This window comes from Methanosphaera sp. ISO3-F5 (assembly GCF_034480035.2).
Lineage (GTDB): Archaea > Methanobacteriota > Methanobacteria > Methanobacteriales > Methanobacteriaceae > Methanosphaera.
Window position 1 is genome coordinate 1 of sequence record NZ_CP118753.2, and the last position, 19,803, is coordinate 19,803.

Sequence of the window (19,803 nt, forward strand, 5' to 3'; positions counted from 1 at the left end):
ATGAACATATTCGAAGAACTAGAAGAAAACAGAAAAACGATATTTAAATCAAAAAAATATCTAGATCATCGTTTCATACCAGAAACACTACCACACCGAAACGAAAAAATCAAATCAGTAGCACAATTCTGGGTAGAAGCATTAAGCAAAATAACCCCACAAGACATCACAATATACGGTAAAACAGGAACCGGAAAAACAGCAGTAACACTGTTTGCAAAAAATCAACTAGAAGAAATCGCAGAAAAAAACAACCTAAACATAAGAATAGAATACATACGATGCACAGACTACAACACAGAATACCAAATACTAGCAAAATTATGTCAACAACTAGGAAAACCAGTACCATACAGAGGATGGACAAAAGCAGAAGTAGTAAACACATTCAGAAATCTTTTCAGTAAAAATATTCTAGGCGAAGACCTAATACTAATTGTAATATTAGACGAAATAGATGTTATACTAAAAAACGATGGAGACAGCATACTATACACATTAACAAGAACCGACAATGTATCAATAACATCCATAAGCAACTATGTTGACTTCAAACGATTCATCAATCCAAAAGTAAAAAGCAGTCTACGAGACCGTGAAATAGTATTCCCACCATATAATGCCCAACAATTATTCGACATACTTAACGAACGTTCAAAATTATCATTCAACCCTAACGTTATAAATGAAGGAGTTATAAGCTTATGTGCAGCACTCGCAGCTAAAGAAGAAGGAGATGCACGATACGCATTAGACCTACTAAAAACATCCGGTGAAATAGCAGATGAAAAAGAATCAAATGTAATCACCGAAGAATATGTTAAAGAAGCAAAAGATCGTATAGAACACAATAAAATAATTGATGTCGTAATGACACTACCAATACAACAACAAAAAGTATTAGAAGCAATAACAATATTAACCAACAAAAACGAAGAAATAACATCAGGTTTACTATACGAAGTATACCAAAAACTAGCAAAAAATGATAAAGTATCCTACAGAAGACTATTTGATTTTATTAACGAACTAGAAATGTTAGGACTAATCTCTGCAAATACAATTTCAAGAGGAAGAGGAAAAGGAAGAACAAACATTATTACTCTTCAATGTGACACGGAACTAATAGACCAAGCATTAATCTACAAAGATTAATAATAAACTAATCTCCTTTTTCACTATTTTCTATAACTGAATCCAATATAGCCATCCTCACAGGAACACCATAAAATGCCTGCTTAAAGTACATAGCATTATCCAATTCATCAACATCAAAATTAATCTCATCCACTCTAGGTAAAGGATGCATCAAAACAATATCTGTACCCTCCAAGTTAGATTTATTCAAAGTATACTGACCTTTAACTTTCTGATATTCCTTAGGATCAGGGAATCGTTCCTTCTGTATTCTAGTCATATACAATACATCAATATCCTCAAGATTATCTAATAAAGTAGATTTTAAAGTGAACTTACATTCCAACTTTTTTAAATCATCAATAATTTCAACAGGCATCTGTAATTCTTCAGGTGCAATAAATACCATTTCAACATTAAACATTGCCAATGCATACACTAAACTATGAACAGTTCTACCATACTTCAAATCACCAACCAACGCAATTTTCAAGTTATCTAAATGACCTAAAGTTCTTTTAATCGTATACAAGTCAAGTAATGTCTGACTAGGATGTTGACCAGCACCATCACCAGCATTTATGACAGGAACATCTACCCTATCTGATATAAACCTGGCAGCACCTTCCATATCATGCCTAATTACTATTGCATCACTATACTGTGATATAATTTGAGCAGTATCATATAATACTTCACCCTTCTGAACACTAGTACTCTGTTTTTCACTAAAACCTACAACATCTCCCCCTAATCTTTTCATGGAAGTTTCAAAAGATAACCTTGTCCTAGTTGAAGGTTCATAAAAAAGAACACCCAACAATTTACCATCCATCTTATGACAAACTTTTTCAGACCTTGCAATAGGTTCCATCTTTTCTGCTTTATCTAAAATATATTCTACATCACTTTTAGTAAAATCTCTTATTGAAATAATATTCTTCAAATTAAAACTCATATCTAATCCCCACTATAATTTTCTTGCAAAAGTAATATATCCAGTATGACCAGGCATTCTAGTATTAGGCCTTGTTTTATTATTTTTAATTTCTATTTCTCTAACATTACCCTCTCTAATAGCAATGTGCTTAAAACTATTTTTTGCTAAAACTTTACTAACAATCTGGAACTGCTCTATATAAGGCGTGTAAACTGCAATAAATCCCCCTGTTTTAAGAATTCTATAAGCATCTTCTATAACCTCTGAAGGCTTTGGCAAATCAAGAAATACCAAGTCAATACTATGATCTTCCTGTTCAAATCCTTCAGTCACATCCTGATTATATAATGTAATATTATTAAAATCAGTTCCATCAATATTTTCCTGTATAACCTTTATAAAATCTTCTCTAATTTCATAACTATACACGTGACCTGCAGGACCTACAATATTTGCAAAAAATAGTAAACTTCCACCAGCACCACTACCTGATTCAACAATTTTACTGCCATAACCAATACCTGTAAGTCCAGTAATCAATCCTAAATCTTGAGGTAATACTATTGAACAGTTTCTTTTCATTAAATCAATGTAATCATTAATGTTTGGTTCGATAACAGTGTATTTTTTACCTAAATGTGTTTCTAAAACATCACCAACTTTAGCATTAACAATATCCTCTTCTGGTATTAAACCTTTTTCTGAATGAAACTCTTTATCATGCACTATGTATTTTCTATTCTTTCGGTCAACAATTACTTTCATGATAATCCCTTATTATTATATTGAAATTTTAAATTAATTATTTTATTCCTTAAATTCAGTATTTGTTACTTCAATAATATTTTTAGCAGTTTTTTCACCTATACCTTCAACATCTTTAAGTTCTTTCTTAGATGCATTAACAAGGTTTTTCACGGTTTTAAAATGTGATAATAATTTCTTTGCAGATACTGGTCCAATTCCTGGCAAACTTTCAGTAATAAATAATTGTTGTTCTGGAAGTGTAACAGGTTTTGTCTGTGTACGTACACTGACAGGCTTTTTATTATCTTTTTCTTGTTCTCTTATTGCAATTCTTTTAAGCATAAATGCAGTGTCTGTTTCATTTTGTGTCTGTATGATTGGTATTCTGAAATCTAATGCTATGGATGATAATGCTCCTCTTATTGCATTAGGATGTAGAAAAGTATGGTAAATGTTTTCTCCTTCAATTATCATTAACGGTTTTTTACAGTTGTTCACTAATTCCTTTGCTTGTTGGTATAATCGTTTATCTGTAATTGATTTACTGAAGTCTTCTACTGTTTTTCGTTCTATTATAATTTCATCAGTTATCTGATAGTCTCCTACTGTCATACTTTTTACGTTGATTTTACAGTTTATCTTATCTAATTCTCTCATAATATTGGAATTTTTTTCCCTATAATCCACGTATATTTCTGCTTCTGCATTTTCGTCTGTTGTCTGTGTATTATATGATTTTATATCTTCTTTATCTGCAAAATGATTGTCTAATGTAATGTTTTCTTTTCTATATGAATTGTATACATTACTTCTCATTGCTCTTTCTTTTCTTTGACTTGACCAGTAATATGATTCATCTAATGTTCCTTTGGTCATTAGTATGAACATTTCACCTTCATGTTTACGTCCTGTTCTTCCTTTACGTTGTATCATTCTTATTTCTGATGGTACAGGTTCGTATAATATAACATAGTCAACTGATGGTATGTCTATTCCCTCTTCTGCTACACTTGTTGATATTAGAACGTTATAATCTTCTTTTTTAAATGAATCAATTGTTTCTATCTGTTTTTTTTGGCTTAATCCTTTATCATTGTCTCTTGATGCTTGTCCATAGAATCTTAATGCTTTAATCTTATTTTTTTCACAATTTTCGTATATTGTTTTTGTTGTGTCCCTGAATTGGCTGAAAACTATTATTTTATTGTTTTTGTCTTGTTTAAGTAATTGTTCTATTAATTTTATCAATCTTATCATTTTTGGGTGGTCAATTCCTTTTTCAAGATATTTTCTTGTAAGCAGTACTGCCTTGTTGAATTTATAATCATTTTTCAATGATTTTGCTGCTTTTGTTTTTTTCTTTTCTAATTTGTTGAAGTAATTGTTTAATGTTTTAATGCTTTGTGTTTCTAGTAGTTCCTGTGAGTGCATTATGTTTATTACTTCTGTTAATATGGATACTCCTGTGAAATATTCCTTTTTCGGCATGCTGGCTGAAGCTATTTTTTGCTGTAATCTTGCTTGTTCTACTAGTACTTCTCGTTTTGATGGTTTTGCTATTGAATCTATTATGCCTAATTTTTTCAGGGTTTTAAGTCTCATTTTTAGTGTTTCTGAGATAAGGTCTTTAATTTCTTGTAGTTCTGGTGTTAGTTTTACTTTTATCCATTTTGTCTGTACTTGGTTGAAGTATGGTGCTACGTCCGGGTCGTCTTCGCTTTTTATAATAATTTCGTTAACATAAATATTTTTGGAAACTTCTTTTATCTTGCTTTTTTCCCATCCTGGACTTGCAGTTAAGCCTAGTATCAGCTGGTTTTTTGCTTGTTGAACATATTTTTGTGCTAGGTATACATATGAATATGATCCTACTGCATGGTGGCATTCATCGAATATTATTAGTGAAACGTCATTAAAATTGTATTCTCTGGATATTATGTCTGATTCGATTGTTTGTGGTGTTGCACATATTACCTGGTTATTGTTCCATAGTTGTTTTCTGTCGCTTGGTTTGTCGTTTCCTGTTAGGCTTGCTACACTTGCATTTAGGAATGTTTTGAAGCTTTTTTCATGTTGTAATGCTAATGGTTTGCTGGGTGCTAGTATTAGTATTTTGCTGTCCGGGTTATGTTTTAGTCTTTCAGCTGATACAAGGGCTGCTATAACAGTTTTACCCATTGCGGTGGGTGCAATTATCATAGTATTTCCTTTTTTAAGCACACTCATTGCCAGGTTTTGCTGATAAAGTCTTCCTTCTATCGTGTTTTTGTTTAAATATTCATGTTCTATAAAATTATTCATACATATACTCTTTATGTTAAAAGATTATAATTAATAATTCTATTTTTTGAAAATATTCAATCAATAATTTAATAACAAGAACATATCATTAAACTAATACATATATAAAAAAATAGTTATTATATTAACAGGATATTTAATTAAAAAAAAATAAGTGTGTGAAAATATTATGAATTTAATCATAATATACATCATTCATATAAAAATTTCAGGTAATCATATCAATTAAGTTTTCAACAGTATCATAAACAACATCTAGTTTACACATATTAGGAACATAATTAGCAGCCTTAGCTGAATTAACACCAATAACCTCATAATCCAATTCCTCAATAGGTGCAACAACCATACAAGTATCAGATACTACCTTACCACCAGCAGCTTCAATAATATCCAAGTAACCACATTGTTCACTAATAGACTTAATAGCTTTAGAAGTACAAATCCACAAGTCCTTATTAAGCTTTTTACCCTTAAGTAAACTGGCAACCTTCTGAATCTCTGTTATAGAAGCATGAGGACAACCTAAACTAACAAGATCAGGAATCTTATCAGTAGTACTGAGATTATCTATTGAATCCTTAACCATACTTTCATCAACATCAATAACTTCAAGTTCAGAAAATGAATCATGATTCTTAGCAAAATCAGCCTCTGGGGTAACATTTTCCACATGATAAAGACTAACAGCACCACTGGAAGCAAGAGCAGCACCTAAACTTTTCAAATTATTACGACTAAGACTGTTATTAAGTTTAAAATATGGTTTTTTATCATTAACAATTTGTCCAACATAATAACCTAAAGCACCAATTTCTGCTTCATTAGTAAAGTTATAATCCACATCAAATATCATGTCAGCTTTCCTGTTTTCTAATATATGATTACCATAATAAGGTGTTCTACCCACAATAGCAGCAAGTAATGCACTAGGACCGCCTTCACGATTACTTCTAGCACCAATAACACTATTAACATAGCAAACTGCACTAGATTCAGACCATGAAACATGATCATTTAATAAAGGAGTATTACCTATTAAGTAAGGCGTACAGGTACAGGTACTCATAACACCAATACTTTCATAACCTCTTATAATATCAATCTGCTTATCAGTAAACTCTTTACTAAAACCAAGTTCTTCCCAGTTTTCAATGTCAACACCGGCAGGATTAAGCATAGTTTCCAATTCAACATCAGCTTTCTGACCTAAATCAACAACAAAATCTAATCCAGCATCACCTATAGTTTTATATGAAACCCCAGATACCTGTGCAGATGTAATGGGAATCATCTTTTCAGCATCATATATCTTACCTAAACTAACAAGGATTTCCATACACTCAGCTTTACCTTCACCATATTCACCATTATACATATCTTCTTCATATTTTGTAAGTTGCATATTCACCACTTCAACAATTAATTATTTATCTGATACTCCACCATTTCATTAACAAGATTGATGAAATTATCTTTCTGATCAAAAGGTATAGTTGCACCAGCAGCAATATTATGTCCACCACCAGAACCATTAAAATTGTTTGATGCCTGCTTCATAATAACGCCTAAATTAACACCCTTTTCAACCATATTATCAGTAGTTCTTGAAGATACTTTAATTAAGTTATCCATTTTCATTAAACTTAATATTGGCTTATCAGGTAATATACCTAACTCAATACCAATACTGCTAACAGCTGCAGCAACTTGTTTCTGCTCTTTGTCTTCAGTATAAATGTACTGAATATTTTCTTCTTGAATACTACCTTCTCTTTTTATCCATTCAATTCCATTCTGCATATAATTACTATATTTTGATAATAAATTAAGAGCAAAATCCATCTGATTATACTTGCCAAGTTCAATACTAACAGCCGCAGTATACTCCTTATTTTTACCACAAGCATTCAATAAGTTAGCATATTCCTCAACATTACTTAATTCACGCCTAATATTAGGAATATTATAAGTTTTGCCATAAATGTTCTCATTAATATTCATCAATTCATCCTTCAAGGTATTATATTCATCATCACTTAGCTGATGAAGCAGTTTATCCTTAGGAACATTAATATTATCCAGAAATTCACCACTTTCTTCAACAAAACCTGAAACTCCCTTAATCACAGGAGTATAAGTATAAGCTAATGACTTATATAATGGCTGAGTACTTGAATAAGCTAATTTAAGTTCATCCTTAACTTCCATAGTATTATGTTCTAAAGCTTCGTCTAAAATAAGTTTATTAATACCCATTGGACCATTCTTTAACTGCATGTCTCCACATGCACCAGTTAAGGCAAGCCCTGCCAATTCATAATATTCATAATCATGAACTGATAAATAAGATAAACCTGAACCACTAACTTCCTTGGTTCCATCAATATTAAAAATATGTGGATTAACGTGAACAATCTTCTTATAATCAACCTGCATTTCAGGATCTACATCTTCAGGGAATTGATGATGATCAGCAATTATCACATCTCCACTAAGTTTAGAAATGCTTTCAAGATTTCCACTACCCATATCTGAGAAAATAAATAGTTTATAACGAGATTTAGTAAGGTCTTTAACATTACTATCTCTTAATCTTGGTAATATAGTAATATGGAATTTACCTCCTGCCTTTGTAATTGCATTAGCAAAAATTCCGGCAGAAGTTAATCCATCAGCATCATTGTGAGAAATAATTCTCACAACATGCTGGTTATCAATATGTGATTTTAACAAATCACAAGCTTCATCAGCCCTATTTAACAAGGAGAGCTGCTGTTGTTGGGTCATATCTCCATCCTTCAGGAAGTACATTGTTTCTTGTGTAGTATTTTACTAATCTTCTGATTTTGGATTCAATTTTCATTAATCCTCTTTTTGAATGTAAATCTTTAGGATTTTCTTCTAAATGTTCTCTGATGTTAACTGCTCTTTTAATTAAGTTTAATAAGTCTTCTGGGTAAGCAAATTCTGTACCGTTGTCTTTTAGAATTTCAGTAATTTTTGCACCTAAAACACTTTTGGTACTAGGAATTCCGTACTGGTCTCTTAATATAATACCGATTTGACTGGTACTTTGTCCTTCTCTGTGTAATTTTACGATTAATTCAATAATTTCATCGTCACTCATTTCTAACCATTCTGGTTTATCTGCCATAAAAAATATCTCCATCTAATTTTTATAAAAATATTTTATATTATACTAAAAAATCTTATTTACATATAATATAATAAATTATAATTCACTCTCCGAATACCATTTAGCAAATTTTTCCATAGATATTCTGCGATGTGAACATTCATTTTTTTCATCAGTAGTAAGTTCACCAAATGTTTTATCATATTTTTCAACATAAAACAGTGGATCATATGCAAATCCGTTGTCACCTTTTTCTTCTGATAAAATTTCTCCAGAAACAGTGCCTAAAAAAGTCTTGGGTTCACATTTGGGTTTGCAGTAACCAATACATGACCTGAATTCGGCGTATCTGTCCTGTTTGTCTTCTAATAATTTTATAATGCCCTTATTGGTTATTGTATCCTGAACATAAGATGAATATGTTCCAGGAAAATCATTAAGTGCCCTTATAAATAGGCCAGTATCATCTACTATAACTGGTTTTTGAAGCAACTCAGCAACATATTTTGCACCATAAGCTGCCACTTCCTCAATTGAGCCTTGAACTTCTGGGTAACCAGGATTTTCATGGTCAACTTCAATACCAAATTTTTCAAAAATACCTCTTGCCTCTTTAACTTTATGTTCATTTCCAGTAATAAATGTTACTATCATTTCTATCAATAATTATATATTAAAAAACTAGTACAAAAAAATTATGTATCAAAAAAAATAGGTGGTGTCAAGATGTGTGGGTATTTTAACATCATTTCAGTAAATCGCATTTCTCTCATCCCATCGCTTTAATTTTAAGTTAAATCTTGATAAAAATCCTTTTATAGTTTTATAACATTTTTTCACATGCTTTGGAGCAAGATCTTCAAATATTCTTTCTATGATATTGCTTGTGCTTTCGATTTTTGCATTTTCAAGGAAATATGTTAAGTTTTTAAAATACGGTGCTAATTTTTCATTAATTATGTATTGAATAACTTCGGGAAAGTCATTTATTTTCTTTTTCAAGTTTTTTACGATTTTTGCTACTTCTGTTTGAGTTTTTACATCATATATTTCATATAATTCTGGTAAAAACTTTTTATATTCTTTTATTTTTTCTTCAGGGAGATTGTTATCTTTAACATATTTTCTGATAATTCTATTGTTATTTTGTTTAAAATGGAATTTACAAAATTGATGTTTAAATCCTAAAGCATTGATGGGAGACATGTATTCGGGTTTTAAGTCTGTTGTAATGGCTTTTCGTTCTTGATTTGATGTGGCTTCTTTGAGAAATTTTAGTACTTCTTCTTCTGTTTCATGTTCAACAACTTTATAAGCTACAATAGTATCATGACACACATCAACTAATGCTAATAAAAACACGTATTTATCACTGATTTCTTTTATTTTTATCCATAAAGCATCAAATGCATAATATCCTGAATATTCTTTAATATTTGGATTAAAATGAATATGATAATCGACTAAGATGTCTTGAATTTCTTGATGGGATATCTTAATTCCATGAACTTTTTCAAAGAATTCTCTGATTTTTCTGACACTTGTGAAGTCAATTGAGTAATATGTTTCTACAATGTCTAATACTTCATTTGATACTGTAAAATTAGGTTTTACAATAGAAGAAATATCTGCTGAAAAATCGTTTCCACAATGTTTACATTTGTATCGTTTAATTTTACAATCAACAAGACCATAATCCATTAATAATATTCCTCTAGAGTAATATCCTTTTTCATTTATATCTTTAGAATAACATTCAGGACAATAAACATGTTTCTGTTTTAAATGATACGTATCATTAAGTTTAAAGACCGTTAAATTGGAATTTAATTTTTCAATTTTATCTTCTATATATTCTTTTCGGCTACATTGCAATGCTATTAAGTTGAGGTATTGTTGAACTTTGGTAGGATTATATATTTTTTTTAATGTTTATTTTTTTTTACATAATATTTATAAGTGATGATGTATATATTATTATATATGGTAGGCAAAACTAAAATTGATATTTTTAGGAATATGTCTAAATCTGAGTTAAAAGAAGCAATGCATGAGTATGTTATAGCTCATAGAATATATGAACGATTATATGCTATTAATTTATTAGCAGAAGGTTATTCATATGATATGGTAGCACATAAAATGAATAAATCTTATCAGACTATTCACAGGTGGGCTAAAATTTGTGAATCTGAGGGAATTGATGGTTTGAAACCTAATTATACTGGTGGAAGACCAGAAAAAATAAGTAAATCAGATTTACATAAAGTAGACATTATGATTAAAGAAAATGATGAAATTACTATTCAAGAAGTTCATGATTTTATTTTAAAAGAATTTAATGTCGATTACAGTATGAAGCAAATATGGGAGATTTTAACTCAAAAACTAAATTATAAATGTAAAAATACTAAAGTTATACCCAAAAATAAAGAGTTAATCATTAATACATAGTAATTTATAGGTTTAGATCATTATTCTTATTGTTTTTAATCTAATATTTTTTTTTGCATCACATCATCTATAAAAAACATTATGTAATATTTTGGTGGTTTGATTTATCATGTTTTCAAAAGTAATAGTATCCAACACATTATCCAATTTACGAAATATAGATAAAAAGTATTATGTTAATGAAAATAACTTCATATATTCAAAAAAATTAACTCCCGAAAACACAGCAGGTATTATATTGAATAATAATGGATTAAACATTAATTCACAAGCTAGACATTTCATCAAAAGAATTGAAAAAAATTGGTTTTTTAAAGTTTCAGGTTCTGCTTTTTGCCAAAGAAGACAAAATTTACTCCCTGAATTATTTAAAGAGGAAAATGATAAGTTAATTCATAACGTATACAAACAATTAAAACATTTACATAAATATAATGGAAAATCATTACTTGCAGCAGATACTTCCATCATAACACTAACTAATCATACTATTACTAACGAAAAATATGGAATTAAGTCCAAATTAGATGCTAAAAACACTATTCCACGAGCAAGAATTTCATGTATAACTGATACACTAACTAATATGGTAATAAGTGCCAACATCAATATTAAAGCAACTAGCGAACCCAAACTTGCATCTAGACAAATAAATGAGCTTAAAAACATCATCGATTTAAAAAACAGCATAATTATGGGTGACAGAGGATATGACTCACTAGAAATGATGTTAAACATCATAGAACAAAACTCCTATTTCATAATACGATTAAAAGACTCCACATTCAAAAAAGAACGCGAAAATTTAACAAAACAGGATGAAAACATATGGATTAACATAAATAATACTCGTTTAAAAAATGCTGAAAATAAAGAAATAAAAGAAAAATACCTAAAAGAAGGACGAATTAAACTAAGAATAATCGAAATAAAATTAGAAAAAGAAAATGATGAAGAAGAAAATAAAGAATACCTTATTACAAATTTAACAAAAGAAATGGCACCATATGATGATTTTAAAGAGTTATATCATCAAAGATGGAGTATAGAAACAGAATTTGACCGATTAAAAAACATACACGAAATAGAAAATTTCAGCGGTAGAAAAGAAATATGCATAAAACAAGACTTCTACGCTAAAATATTAACATACAACATGACTATGACACTTAAACAAGACGGAGAAAGATTTATGACAATATTAATCTCAAAAAACAAAAAAAGACGATACCAAATCAACATATCAACTGCACTCAGTTTATTCAAAGACATATTAATAGTATTATTAAGAGAAAAAGAAGAATTTAAACTAAAATTATTAGAATTTTGTATATACGAGATGATAGAAGATTTATCTTCATCCTTAATCGATCCACCAAACACAGAAAGAATAGTAAAAGACATAACCAACAAATTTCCAGGAAATATCAAAAGAGCATAAAAAAAGATAAAAAAATAACTCAACTTAATAGCATTGGCTACATTGCTTAGGTAGTTCATCAAAATAATCGTCAAGTTTATATTGTTTGTCGTCATAATTATTAATAGGAGAGGTATTTTGGGATTTCATAATATAATATCTCTCCTTTTTACTATATAAACCTAATTATCACTTATTTTTTGAAGCACGCCCACAAGGGGCGATAAAAAACAAATTTATAACATCAAATTTAACTTCATACTTTTGTAACTATATTGTAATATGAAATTCATACCCACAAGTGTTGACACTATCAAAAAATATATTGGTGTGGGGGGAGAAAAAGAATTACAGTAATCTTATCCGAAAACAGCTCTTGTAATTTCTTCAAGTTTACTTAGATATTCCTCAGGTGTAATACCTTTAAGGTAAGCATATAACACGCTTCCACCAGCACCTACTCCCTCTTTAACTGATCCTTTAGCAAAACTTGCAAGTCCAGGGTGGGTAGAATTTTCCATCTTAGGATCAGCTGCATAAACTGCCACATCAGCTATCTGGTTAACAATGTCTAAAATGTCACTAGTTTCATCATTTGCTACATAAACTGTAGTTGCAATTGCAATGTTAGAGAAGTCAAAGTCTGGTTTAATGGACTTAATAACTGCTATTACAGCTGTCATCTGTGTACCACCAGCAAGTGTTACTGGAACACTACTACCAATTGCTAATCCAGCTGCAGCAATAATTGTTGGATCACCAGCTATTTCTACTGCTTTAAATGCATCATCTTTCAAGTCTCCAGGTTTAACATTATTCTTTTCCAGTGCAGCATTCACAACACTTGTTTTAAGTTCATGAGGGTTATGCATCATACATCCACTAATTTTTCCTTCAACATCATAACCAAGTGCTGTAAGAACTCCCTGTGCTGTTGTTGTACCAGCTGGTGTTGATTCTCCAATCATTATATGGTCAGCAAGTTGTGATAAAAGTTTACCAGTTTCTACTGCATTATCAAATATTTCCTTAGGATTTGGAACTCCTTTTCCTTCTCTTAGGTCTCCACCTGGTTGACCGTTTAAGCTTATGAATGATGTTTTTGGTTCAACTTCAAGTCCTGCACTTATTGCTACAAAAGGCATATCTAATAATTCATATGTTGTTTTTGTAAGTACTCCAGGGGTTGGTGCAGGTACTTCATCACTTTCTGTGATTGCAATTTCTGGGAGACTTAATGCTGCATTTCTTAGCATTAACTCAACATCTAAAGCTGGAGTGTATGGTGTCATTTCTGGACTTCCACCTGCTCCACTGATTCCTTCAATTTTTGATACTTCTGTGTTACCGAGTACACATGCAAATACCATGTTTTCTGATTTTTCTAGTTCTTTTAATACTTTGTCTGATCCGAATATTTTGACATTGTCTACCATTGTAATTCCTCTCTAATTATTTAACAAATATAATATTAATTATTTTATTCAAATATATTAATAGTTATGAATAAAAAATAAAAAATGCTTGATTTAACGGCTTTATATTTAAGATTTTTTGATTAATGGGGTTATTATTGTGATATGTTTAGGTATTGAAGGAACAGCAGAAAAAACAGGAATTGGTATAGTAGATAATGAAGGTAACATACTTGCAACATGTGGTGACCAATTATATCCAGAAGTAGGAGGTATACATCCAAGAGAAGCAGCAAATTTCCATGCAGAACACATTGTTCCACTAATAAAAGAAGCACTCAAGGAATCCAATCTCACATTAAATGATATTGACTTAGTATCATTTGCAAAAGGTCCAGGACTAGGACCAGCACTTAGAACAGTTGCAACAGCAGCAAGAAGCTTGGCACAAAACATTAACGTACCACTTATAGGAGTAAATCATTGCATAGGACACGTAGAAATTGGAAAACTCACTACAGGAGCAAAAGACCCAGTGACACTATACACTAGTGGTGGAAACACTCAGATAATAAGTTACGAGACAGGAAGATACAGGATTATTGGTGAAACATTAGACATAGCTATCGGAAACTGTCTAGACCAGTTCAGCAGAGATGTTGGACTAGGACATCCCGGTGGGCCCATAGTTGAAAAACATGCACTCAACACTGATAAAACAATTGAATTACCCTATGTAGTTAAGGGTATGGACTTATCATTCAGTGGAATATTGACAAGTGCAATTAATAAATACAAACAGGGAGTAGACCTTGATGTGGTATGTAACAGTTTTCAGGAAACCTGTTTTGCAATGCTATGTGAGGTTACTGAAAGAGCACTTAGTTACACTGGAAAGACGGAAGTCTTACTATGTGGTGGAGTAGCTGCTAATAAAAAACTAAGGGAAATGTTAAAACAGATGTGTGAAGAACATTATGTAGACTTTTATATGCCGCCAATGAAGTACTGTGGAGATAATGGTTCTATGATAGCAAGGTTAGGATTACTATCATACAATCAGGGACAAACAGGTATAGAAAACAGTTACATTAATCCAAAATACCGGACAGACCAGGTAGATGTAACATGGATAAATAAAAAAGTGGAACATAATCTAGAACTGCCAAGTGATATCAGATTTAAGGGAGCAGAGGCAGACATATCTGAGATACTATGGGATGATGAAGAGGCAATTATCAAAAAAAGAGTATCAAAAAATTACAGAACAAGAGAATTAGATAATAAATTACGCATAGAAAGAACCAAGGAAGAAGCCAAATTATTACATGACTGCAAAAAGTATGGTGTGAAAACGCCATTCATATACTCAGTAGACTTAAAAAATTATGATATTATAATGCAAAAAGTATGTGCAAATCAGCTGCAAGAAAAAATCTTGGAAAAACCAGGAAATCTTGAACAGATACTAAACAATATTGGTATGATGGTAAGGAGAATGCATGATGGTGAAATAATTCATGGGGATCTAACAACTGCAAACATATTAATACAGGATGATAGTCCAGTATTCATAGACTTTGGTCTAGGCAAATACAGTAATCTTTTAGAGGATAAGGGAACGGACTTACTAGTATTCAAGAAGTCATTAACAACAATAGTACCTGATGAATCTGAAAAATATTTCACATACTTTTTAGAAGGTTATGACAGTGAAGAAGTAGTTAAAAAAATAGAAGAAATAGAAAAAAGAGGAAGATACCTCTAATAATACTTTTTTTTTTAGAAAACTAATGATAAAATTAATGTTAAAGCTCCTACAATCCAACAGTAATATGCAAAAATGTCTAAACTCCAACCTTTAATCATTTTCATAAGTAATTTAATAGCAAGATAACCAAAGACTACTGAAGATATAAATCCTGCTAATAATACCATGAATGGAATATCAAGAGTTGCAATATCTTTTACTTGAATTAATCCTGCACCAATTACCGCAGGAACAGATAATAGGAAACTGTACCTTGCAGCATATTCTCTTTCTAAACCAAGACATAATCCTGATGCAATAGTTGAACCAGATCTTGAAATACCAGGTAATACTGCAAGTCCTTGACATATACCAATAATTACTGACTGCTTAAAAGACATGTCCTTTGCAGTAATATTACCTGAAGAATGCCTTTCAGAGTAATATAATAATAAACCTGTTATTATTAAGAAAAATCCAATGAATATTGTTCCCCTGAATATTGTTTCAATAAGATCCTTTAATAATATTCCCATTATACCTGTTGGTATGGTACCTATTATAATTAGCCATGCAAAACGTTTTTCTGGAACTTTTCGTAATTCAAATTTGAACTTGTCAAAGCCTTCCGTCAAATCAATTAAGCTAAGTAAAAAACCTTTTATCAAATTTATTATATCTTTCCAGAAGAATGAAAATATTGCTACTAACGTACCTATATGTAGGACAGTATCAAATTCTAGGCCGGTTTGTACACCTAAAAGGTGCGGTATTAATGCTAAGTGACCTGAACTACTTATTGGCAAAAATTCACTAAGTCCCTGTACAGCACCTAGTATTATGGCACTGATAATATCTAAAATAATAATCACCTCATATTATGTGATTTTTAATAAAAATTGGGGAGGGCATGAAAAAAGAAAAAAAATAATGGTTATATGAAGTCTAACCAACCATATTTATCTTCTACTTTGTTGTTTATTATATTAAATAAAGAGTCTTGTAATTCTTTAGTGATAGGACCACGTTTTCCTTCACCAATTTTTATCTGATCCACGCTTCTTATTGGAGATAATTCTGCTGCAGTGCCTGTGAAGAATAATTCATCAGCAGTATAAACTCTTTCTCTTGGTATACGTTCTTCTCTTACTTCATAACCTAAATCTTTAGCAATTTGGATAACGGTATTTCTTGTTATACCATTCAGTACGCTTGAACCTATGTCTGGTGTGTATATTACTCCATTTTCTATCATGAAAAGGTTTTCTCCACTTCCTTCACCAATGTCTCCATTATAGTTTAGTACAATACTTTCACTATATCCATTAGCTACTGATTCCATTTTTGCTAGTTGTGAGTTCATATAGTTTGATCCTGCTTTTGCCATGTTTGGCATTGTGTCTGGTGCCATTTTTCTCCAGGTTGAAGTACATATATCTATTCCTTGTTCTAATGCATCTTCTCCGAGGTATTGTCCCCATTCCCAAGCAGCAATAACTGTTTCCATAGGACAGTTTAATGGATATACTCCCAGTTCCTTGTAACCTCTAAATGCTATTGGTCTAATATAACATGATTTTAAGTTGTTAGCTTTTACTGTTTCTTTTACTGCATCACATAATTCGTCAAGTGTGTATGGAATTTCCATCCTATATACTTTTCCTGAGTTAATTAATCTTTGCATATGATCTCGTAATCTAAATACTGCTGGTCCTTGTTCGGTATCATAGCATCTTAAACCTTCGAATACACTTGAACCATAGTGTACTACGTGTGATAATACATGTATTTGTGCATCTTTCCAGTCTACTAGTTCACCGTTAAACCATATTTTTCCTGATTCATCGAATGCCATTTTATTAATTCCTTCTAATTATTTCTTTTATGTTAATATTTTTCTTCTTTATCATATAATTATTTTAAGTTTTCCACAATTTTTGTTATTATTTTTACAATATAATCAGAAACCAAAACCTTTATATACTATGAATAATATACTATAGTATAGTCTGACATGAAGACTACTAAACTATTTTACAATTGGGCTGGTGGTCTAGGGGTATGATACCTCCCTTACAAGGAGGGGATCAGGAGTTCAAATCTCCTCCGGCCCATTTTACAATTAAAATAAAAACTATTTTTTAAGATACATTATTCATAAAAATTAATCAATATAATAATAGTACCTTATTTTTACTAATAATTACTTAATCTGATATATCATAAAATAATAATATGTTAATCTTTTTTTCACAGTTTATTATAAAAATTAATTATAAGTTATAACTTATAAAGTATTACTATTTATTTCATGAAACCAAAACAAAGGAACATTCACATACACCACCAAAGCAAAACAAGGAACATACAAAGTAACACTCGCATATCCTGGTAATGACCGTTATAATGCTTACAGTAAAACAAATACTGTCAAAACAGCTTAAAAAACACTTTAATCTTTTGAAGTTATGAAAAAACAGTTAATAACTTCTTATTCTATTTTTTTCATGTTCATTTTTATTTTTCCATTAATTTCTACTTTAATATTATAGTTTTGTTTAAATAATGAGTTTGGAACTAAAATTAGAATTATTGGATAAATATGGGTGATGGGATGTTTTTCAGAGATTTTATTTTAAAAATAGGTTTGGGAAGGGAGAAATTAGTATCATTTTTTTTCTTTTAGACGGTTAATGTCATTATTGATATTATTATGCTAACAAATAGTATTATGCTTCCTTGGAATATTACATTGGATATGTCTCTATCTACTAGTAGTAGACCGCCATAGCAGATTATTGCGCTAGCTGCTATTTTTCCAACACCTGTGAATGGTCCGCTTGTTACTCTGTTAAGAATAAATGAGACTAATGATGCAATTATTAATAATACTAATAAGTATATTATGGTATGTTCGGAGAAGAATTCTAACATTCCGTTAATGTTAATTGCTGGTATTTTGCTACGAAGGTCTGGTGTTCTGCTTGTTGTGCTGCTCAGGTAACTTCTTGGTTGGTTGTATAGGGTACTTTGGAGTTGGTTGACACTGCCATTGTCATGATTTCTAGATAATCTTCCTGAGAATATTGCATGGGAATTGGTGCCTCTGTTGGGAGTTAGACTTGCAGGTCTTGATGAAGTTTCATAATAGTAGTCATCATAGTCAAAGTCGTCCTCGTCTACAACTGGTTCAGAAACTACTCTTTGTTTTTGTGAGTAATTTTGTGCAATTTTCATTAGGCCTTTCTTGTCAACTAGTTTAATGTTACGTTTTTGTGCGTATACTGCTGCTCCGTGTGAAAATGTATTGGTGCTGAATACAATTATTTTAGAAGCTTTAACAGCTTTTGCAGCTTTTTCCATTTCCTTTAAAACATCTAATCCTACTTTCCATGGTTCTTCATAGTTTTTACATGCAACAACTACTCCTACTTGGCCGACGGATGTTTCTAATGTTCCGTATATGTCTATTACCTGATTTTCTACCTGATAGTTTGTTTGCGTATTAAAGCCACTATCTTCCATAATAGTGGCAATAAACTTGATTAAGCGTTTTTTTTCCAAAATTCTCCCTCATATTCATTGTTTGAAATGAAATAATTAAATTGAATCTCACATAGTTTGACAAAATTTATAATTATTATTGATTTATACTTTATTTTTCAAAGTATTATAATTTAACTATAAAATTAAAAATAAGTAAAAGATTGTATAATAAATATTAATATGAAAATTTTAATAACAAATGATGATGGAGTAAATTCAGAGGGAATCTTAGCATTAAATAATGCTGTAAAAGACTTGGCAGAAACAACAGTAGTAGCACCAGCTCAACAGCAAAGTGGTGTGGGTCATGCAATAACACTTATGAAACCATTAAGGGCAATACCAACTAAGATTGATGAAAATACAGAAGCATATGCTGTGACTGGAACACCAACAGATTGTGTAATACTGGGATCCAAAAATTTGATGCAGGAAGAACCGGACCTTGTAATTTCTGGTATTAATGTTGGAGAAAATCTTGCAAGATCAATAACAACATCTGGAACATTGGGAGCTACATTTGAAGCAGCTTATTTTGGAATACCTGCTATTGCTGTTAGTTTGCAGGTTAAACATGAGGAACTAAAATTTAAGGATGGTGTAAAAAGCATAGATTATAGTTTTGCTGAAAAGATTGTGCGAAAATTAGTTAAAAAGGTATTGGAGCATGGAATGCCTGAAGGAGCAAATATTTTGAATTTGAACATACCAGCACACCCTGTGTCTGAGGAGATAGTGCAGGTAAAGTTAGCAAATAAGATGTATGATACTGATGTGGAAAAGAGATTGGATCCTTATGGTAATCCTTATTATTGGATAGTTGGTGGATTAATAATGGAAGAAGATGGAAATACTGATGTTCATACATTACGTGTTAAAAATAAGTCAACTATAACAGCATTATCCACTGATATGACAACCTGTATTGATCTTAGTAAATGGTTAACAGATTAA

General features: G+C 30.9%; 17 protein-coding genes and 1 tRNA gene. 6 read left to right on the forward strand and 12 right to left on the reverse strand.

Features of this window, described 5'->3' with window-relative positions; genetic code table 11:
- Entirely contained in the window at positions 1 to 1,155 is a 1,155-nt protein-coding gene (locus PXD04_RS11700; RefSeq protein WP_323737067.1) for an orc1/cdc6 family replication initiation protein, read from the forward strand.
- 7 nt (positions 1,156 to 1,162) lie between these two features.
- On the opposite strand, the gene pyrB is transcribed toward PXD04_RS11700, so the two are convergent.
- The 8 genes from pyrB to PXD04_RS11740 form a co-directional block, all read right to left on the reverse strand.
- The gene (gene pyrB, locus PXD04_RS11705; protein WP_323737068.1) at positions 1,163 to 2,095 is read right to left on the reverse strand and encodes an aspartate carbamoyltransferase; all 933 of its coding nucleotides are present in this window, start codon (positions 2,093 to 2,095) and stop codon (positions 1,163 to 1,165) included.
- 12 nt (positions 2,096 to 2,107) lie between these two features.
- The gene (locus tag PXD04_RS11710) at positions 2,108 to 2,842 is read right to left on the reverse strand and encodes a tRNA (adenine-N1)-methyltransferase (RefSeq protein WP_323737069.1); all 735 of its coding nucleotides are present in this window, start codon (positions 2,840 to 2,842) and stop codon (positions 2,108 to 2,110) included.
- Between the two features lie 42 nt (positions 2,843 to 2,884).
- Positions 2,885 to 5,125, reverse strand: a complete 2,241-nt coding sequence (locus PXD04_RS11715) for a DEAD/DEAH box helicase (RefSeq protein WP_323737070.1) — start codon at positions 5,123 to 5,125, stop codon at positions 2,885 to 2,887.
- A gap of 208 nt (positions 5,126 to 5,333) precedes the next feature.
- Positions 5,334 to 6,530 carry an aconitase X catalytic domain-containing protein gene (locus tag PXD04_RS11720; protein WP_323737071.1) on the reverse strand — a complete coding sequence of 399 codons (1,197 nt, stop codon included), beginning with the start codon at positions 6,528 to 6,530 and terminating at the stop codon, positions 5,334 to 5,336.
- A gap of 17 nt (positions 6,531 to 6,547) precedes the next feature.
- Complete coding sequence (locus PXD04_RS11725) at positions 6,548 to 7,915, reverse strand: DHH family phosphoesterase (RefSeq protein ID WP_323737072.1); 1,368 nt, start codon at positions 7,913 to 7,915, stop codon at positions 6,548 to 6,550.
- Positions 7,881 to 8,282 carry a 30S ribosomal protein S15 gene (locus PXD04_RS11730; protein ID WP_323737073.1) on the reverse strand — a complete coding sequence of 134 codons (402 nt, stop codon included), beginning with the start codon at positions 8,280 to 8,282 and terminating at the stop codon, positions 7,881 to 7,883. Before PXD04_RS11730 ends, PXD04_RS11725 begins: the two co-directional genes overlap by 35 nt.
- Positions 8,283 to 8,360: 78 nt before the next feature.
- The gene (locus PXD04_RS11735; RefSeq protein WP_323737413.1) at positions 8,361 to 8,915 is read right to left on the reverse strand and encodes an XTP/dITP diphosphatase; all 555 of its coding nucleotides are present in this window, start codon (positions 8,913 to 8,915) and stop codon (positions 8,361 to 8,363) included.
- A gap of 99 nt (positions 8,916 to 9,014) precedes the next feature.
- A complete protein-coding gene (locus tag PXD04_RS11740; RefSeq protein ID WP_323737074.1) occupies positions 9,015 to 10,139 on the reverse strand; it encodes a hypothetical protein in 1,125 nt (374 codons plus the stop codon).
- A 108-nt stretch (positions 10,140 to 10,247) separates the two neighbouring features.
- Here PXD04_RS11740 and PXD04_RS11745 point away from each other — a divergent pair, with 108 nt between their 5' ends.
- A complete protein-coding gene (locus tag PXD04_RS11745; protein ID WP_323736430.1) occupies positions 10,248 to 10,718 on the forward strand; it encodes a helix-turn-helix domain-containing protein in 471 nt (156 codons plus the stop codon).
- 109 nt (positions 10,719 to 10,827) lie between these two features.
- Positions 10,828 to 12,159 (forward strand): IS4 family transposase, encoded by a 1,332-nt coding sequence (locus PXD04_RS11750; RefSeq protein ID WP_323736431.1) that lies wholly within the window; start codon positions 10,828 to 10,830, stop codon positions 12,157 to 12,159.
- A gap of 338 nt (positions 12,160 to 12,497) precedes the next feature.
- Here PXD04_RS11750 and cobT read toward each other — a convergent pair whose 3' ends face one another.
- Positions 12,498 to 13,574, reverse strand: a complete 1,077-nt coding sequence (gene cobT, locus PXD04_RS11755; protein WP_323737075.1) for a nicotinate mononucleotide-dependent phosphoribosyltransferase CobT — start codon at positions 13,572 to 13,574, stop codon at positions 12,498 to 12,500.
- Between the two features lie 139 nt (positions 13,575 to 13,713).
- Here cobT and PXD04_RS11760 point away from each other — a divergent pair, with 139 nt between their 5' ends.
- Positions 13,714 to 15,321, forward strand: coding sequence for a bifunctional N(6)-L-threonylcarbamoyladenine synthase/serine/threonine protein kinase (locus PXD04_RS11760; protein ID WP_323737076.1), 1,608 nt, complete (start codon positions 13,714 to 13,716; stop codon positions 15,319 to 15,321).
- 14 nt (positions 15,322 to 15,335) lie between these two features.
- Here PXD04_RS11760 and PXD04_RS11765 read toward each other — a convergent pair whose 3' ends face one another.
- Together PXD04_RS11765 and PXD04_RS11770 are read right to left on the reverse strand one after the other, a co-directional pair.
- Positions 15,336 to 16,175, reverse strand: coding sequence for an undecaprenyl-diphosphate phosphatase (locus tag PXD04_RS11765; RefSeq protein WP_323737077.1), 840 nt, complete (start codon positions 16,173 to 16,175; stop codon positions 15,336 to 15,338).
- Between the two features lie 62 nt (positions 16,176 to 16,237).
- On the reverse strand, positions 16,238 to 17,158 hold the full coding sequence (locus PXD04_RS11770; RefSeq protein WP_323737078.1) for a branched-chain amino acid transaminase: 921 nt from the start codon (positions 17,156 to 17,158) through the stop codon (positions 16,238 to 16,240).
- A 187-nt stretch (positions 17,159 to 17,345) separates the two neighbouring features.
- Here PXD04_RS11770 and PXD04_RS11775 point away from each other — a divergent pair.
- Positions 17,346 to 17,417: transfer RNA gene (locus PXD04_RS11775), tRNA-Val, on the forward strand.
- Positions 17,418 to 17,985: 568 nt separating this feature from the next.
- Here the strand turns inward: PXD04_RS11775 and PXD04_RS11780 are convergent.
- A complete protein-coding gene (locus PXD04_RS11780) occupies positions 17,986 to 18,867 on the reverse strand; it encodes a restriction endonuclease (protein ID WP_323737079.1) in 882 nt (293 codons plus the stop codon).
- Between the two features lie 162 nt (positions 18,868 to 19,029).
- Between PXD04_RS11780 and surE the strand changes: the two genes are divergently transcribed.
- Positions 19,030 to 19,803, forward strand: a complete 774-nt coding sequence (surE, locus tag PXD04_RS11785) for a 5'/3'-nucleotidase SurE (protein WP_323737080.1) — start codon at positions 19,030 to 19,032, stop codon at positions 19,801 to 19,803.

Excerpts from the sequence above, each read along its gene's own strand:
- PXD04_RS11700 (WP_323737067.1), top strand. The coding sequence starts at position 1 with ATGAACATATTCGAAGAACTAGAAGAAAACAGAAAAACGATATTTAAA.
- pyrB (WP_323737068.1), bottom strand. The coding sequence starts at position 2,095 with ATGAGTTTTAATTTGAAGAATATTATTTCAATAAGAGATTTTACTAAA.
- PXD04_RS11710 (WP_323737069.1), bottom strand. The coding sequence starts at position 2,842 with ATGAAAGTAATTGTTGACCGAAAGAATAGAAAATACATAGTGCATGAT.
- PXD04_RS11715 (WP_323737070.1), bottom strand. The coding sequence starts at position 5,125 with ATGAATAATTTTATAGAACATGAATATTTAAACAAAAACACGATAGAA.
- PXD04_RS11720 (WP_323737071.1), bottom strand. The coding sequence starts at position 6,530 with ATGCAACTTACAAAATATGAAGAAGATATGTATAATGGTGAATATGGT.
- PXD04_RS11725 (WP_323737072.1), bottom strand. The coding sequence starts at position 7,915 with ATGACCCAACAACAGCAGCTCTCCTTGTTAAATAGGGCTGATGAAGCT.
- PXD04_RS11730 (WP_323737073.1), bottom strand. The coding sequence starts at position 8,282 with ATGGCAGATAAACCAGAATGGTTAGAAATGAGTGACGATGAAATTATT.
- PXD04_RS11745 (WP_323736430.1), top strand. The coding sequence starts at position 10,248 with ATGGTAGGCAAAACTAAAATTGATATTTTTAGGAATATGTCTAAATCT.
- PXD04_RS11750 (WP_323736431.1), top strand. The coding sequence starts at position 10,828 with ATGTTTTCAAAAGTAATAGTATCCAACACATTATCCAATTTACGAAAT.
- cobT (WP_323737075.1), bottom strand. The coding sequence starts at position 13,574 with ATGGTAGACAATGTCAAAATATTCGGATCAGACAAAGTATTAAAAGAA.
- PXD04_RS11770 (WP_323737078.1), bottom strand. The coding sequence starts at position 17,158 with ATGGCATTCGATGAATCAGGAAAAATATGGTTTAACGGTGAACTAGTA.
- surE (WP_323737080.1), top strand. The coding sequence starts at position 19,030 with ATGAAAATTTTAATAACAAATGATGATGGAGTAAATTCAGAGGGAATC.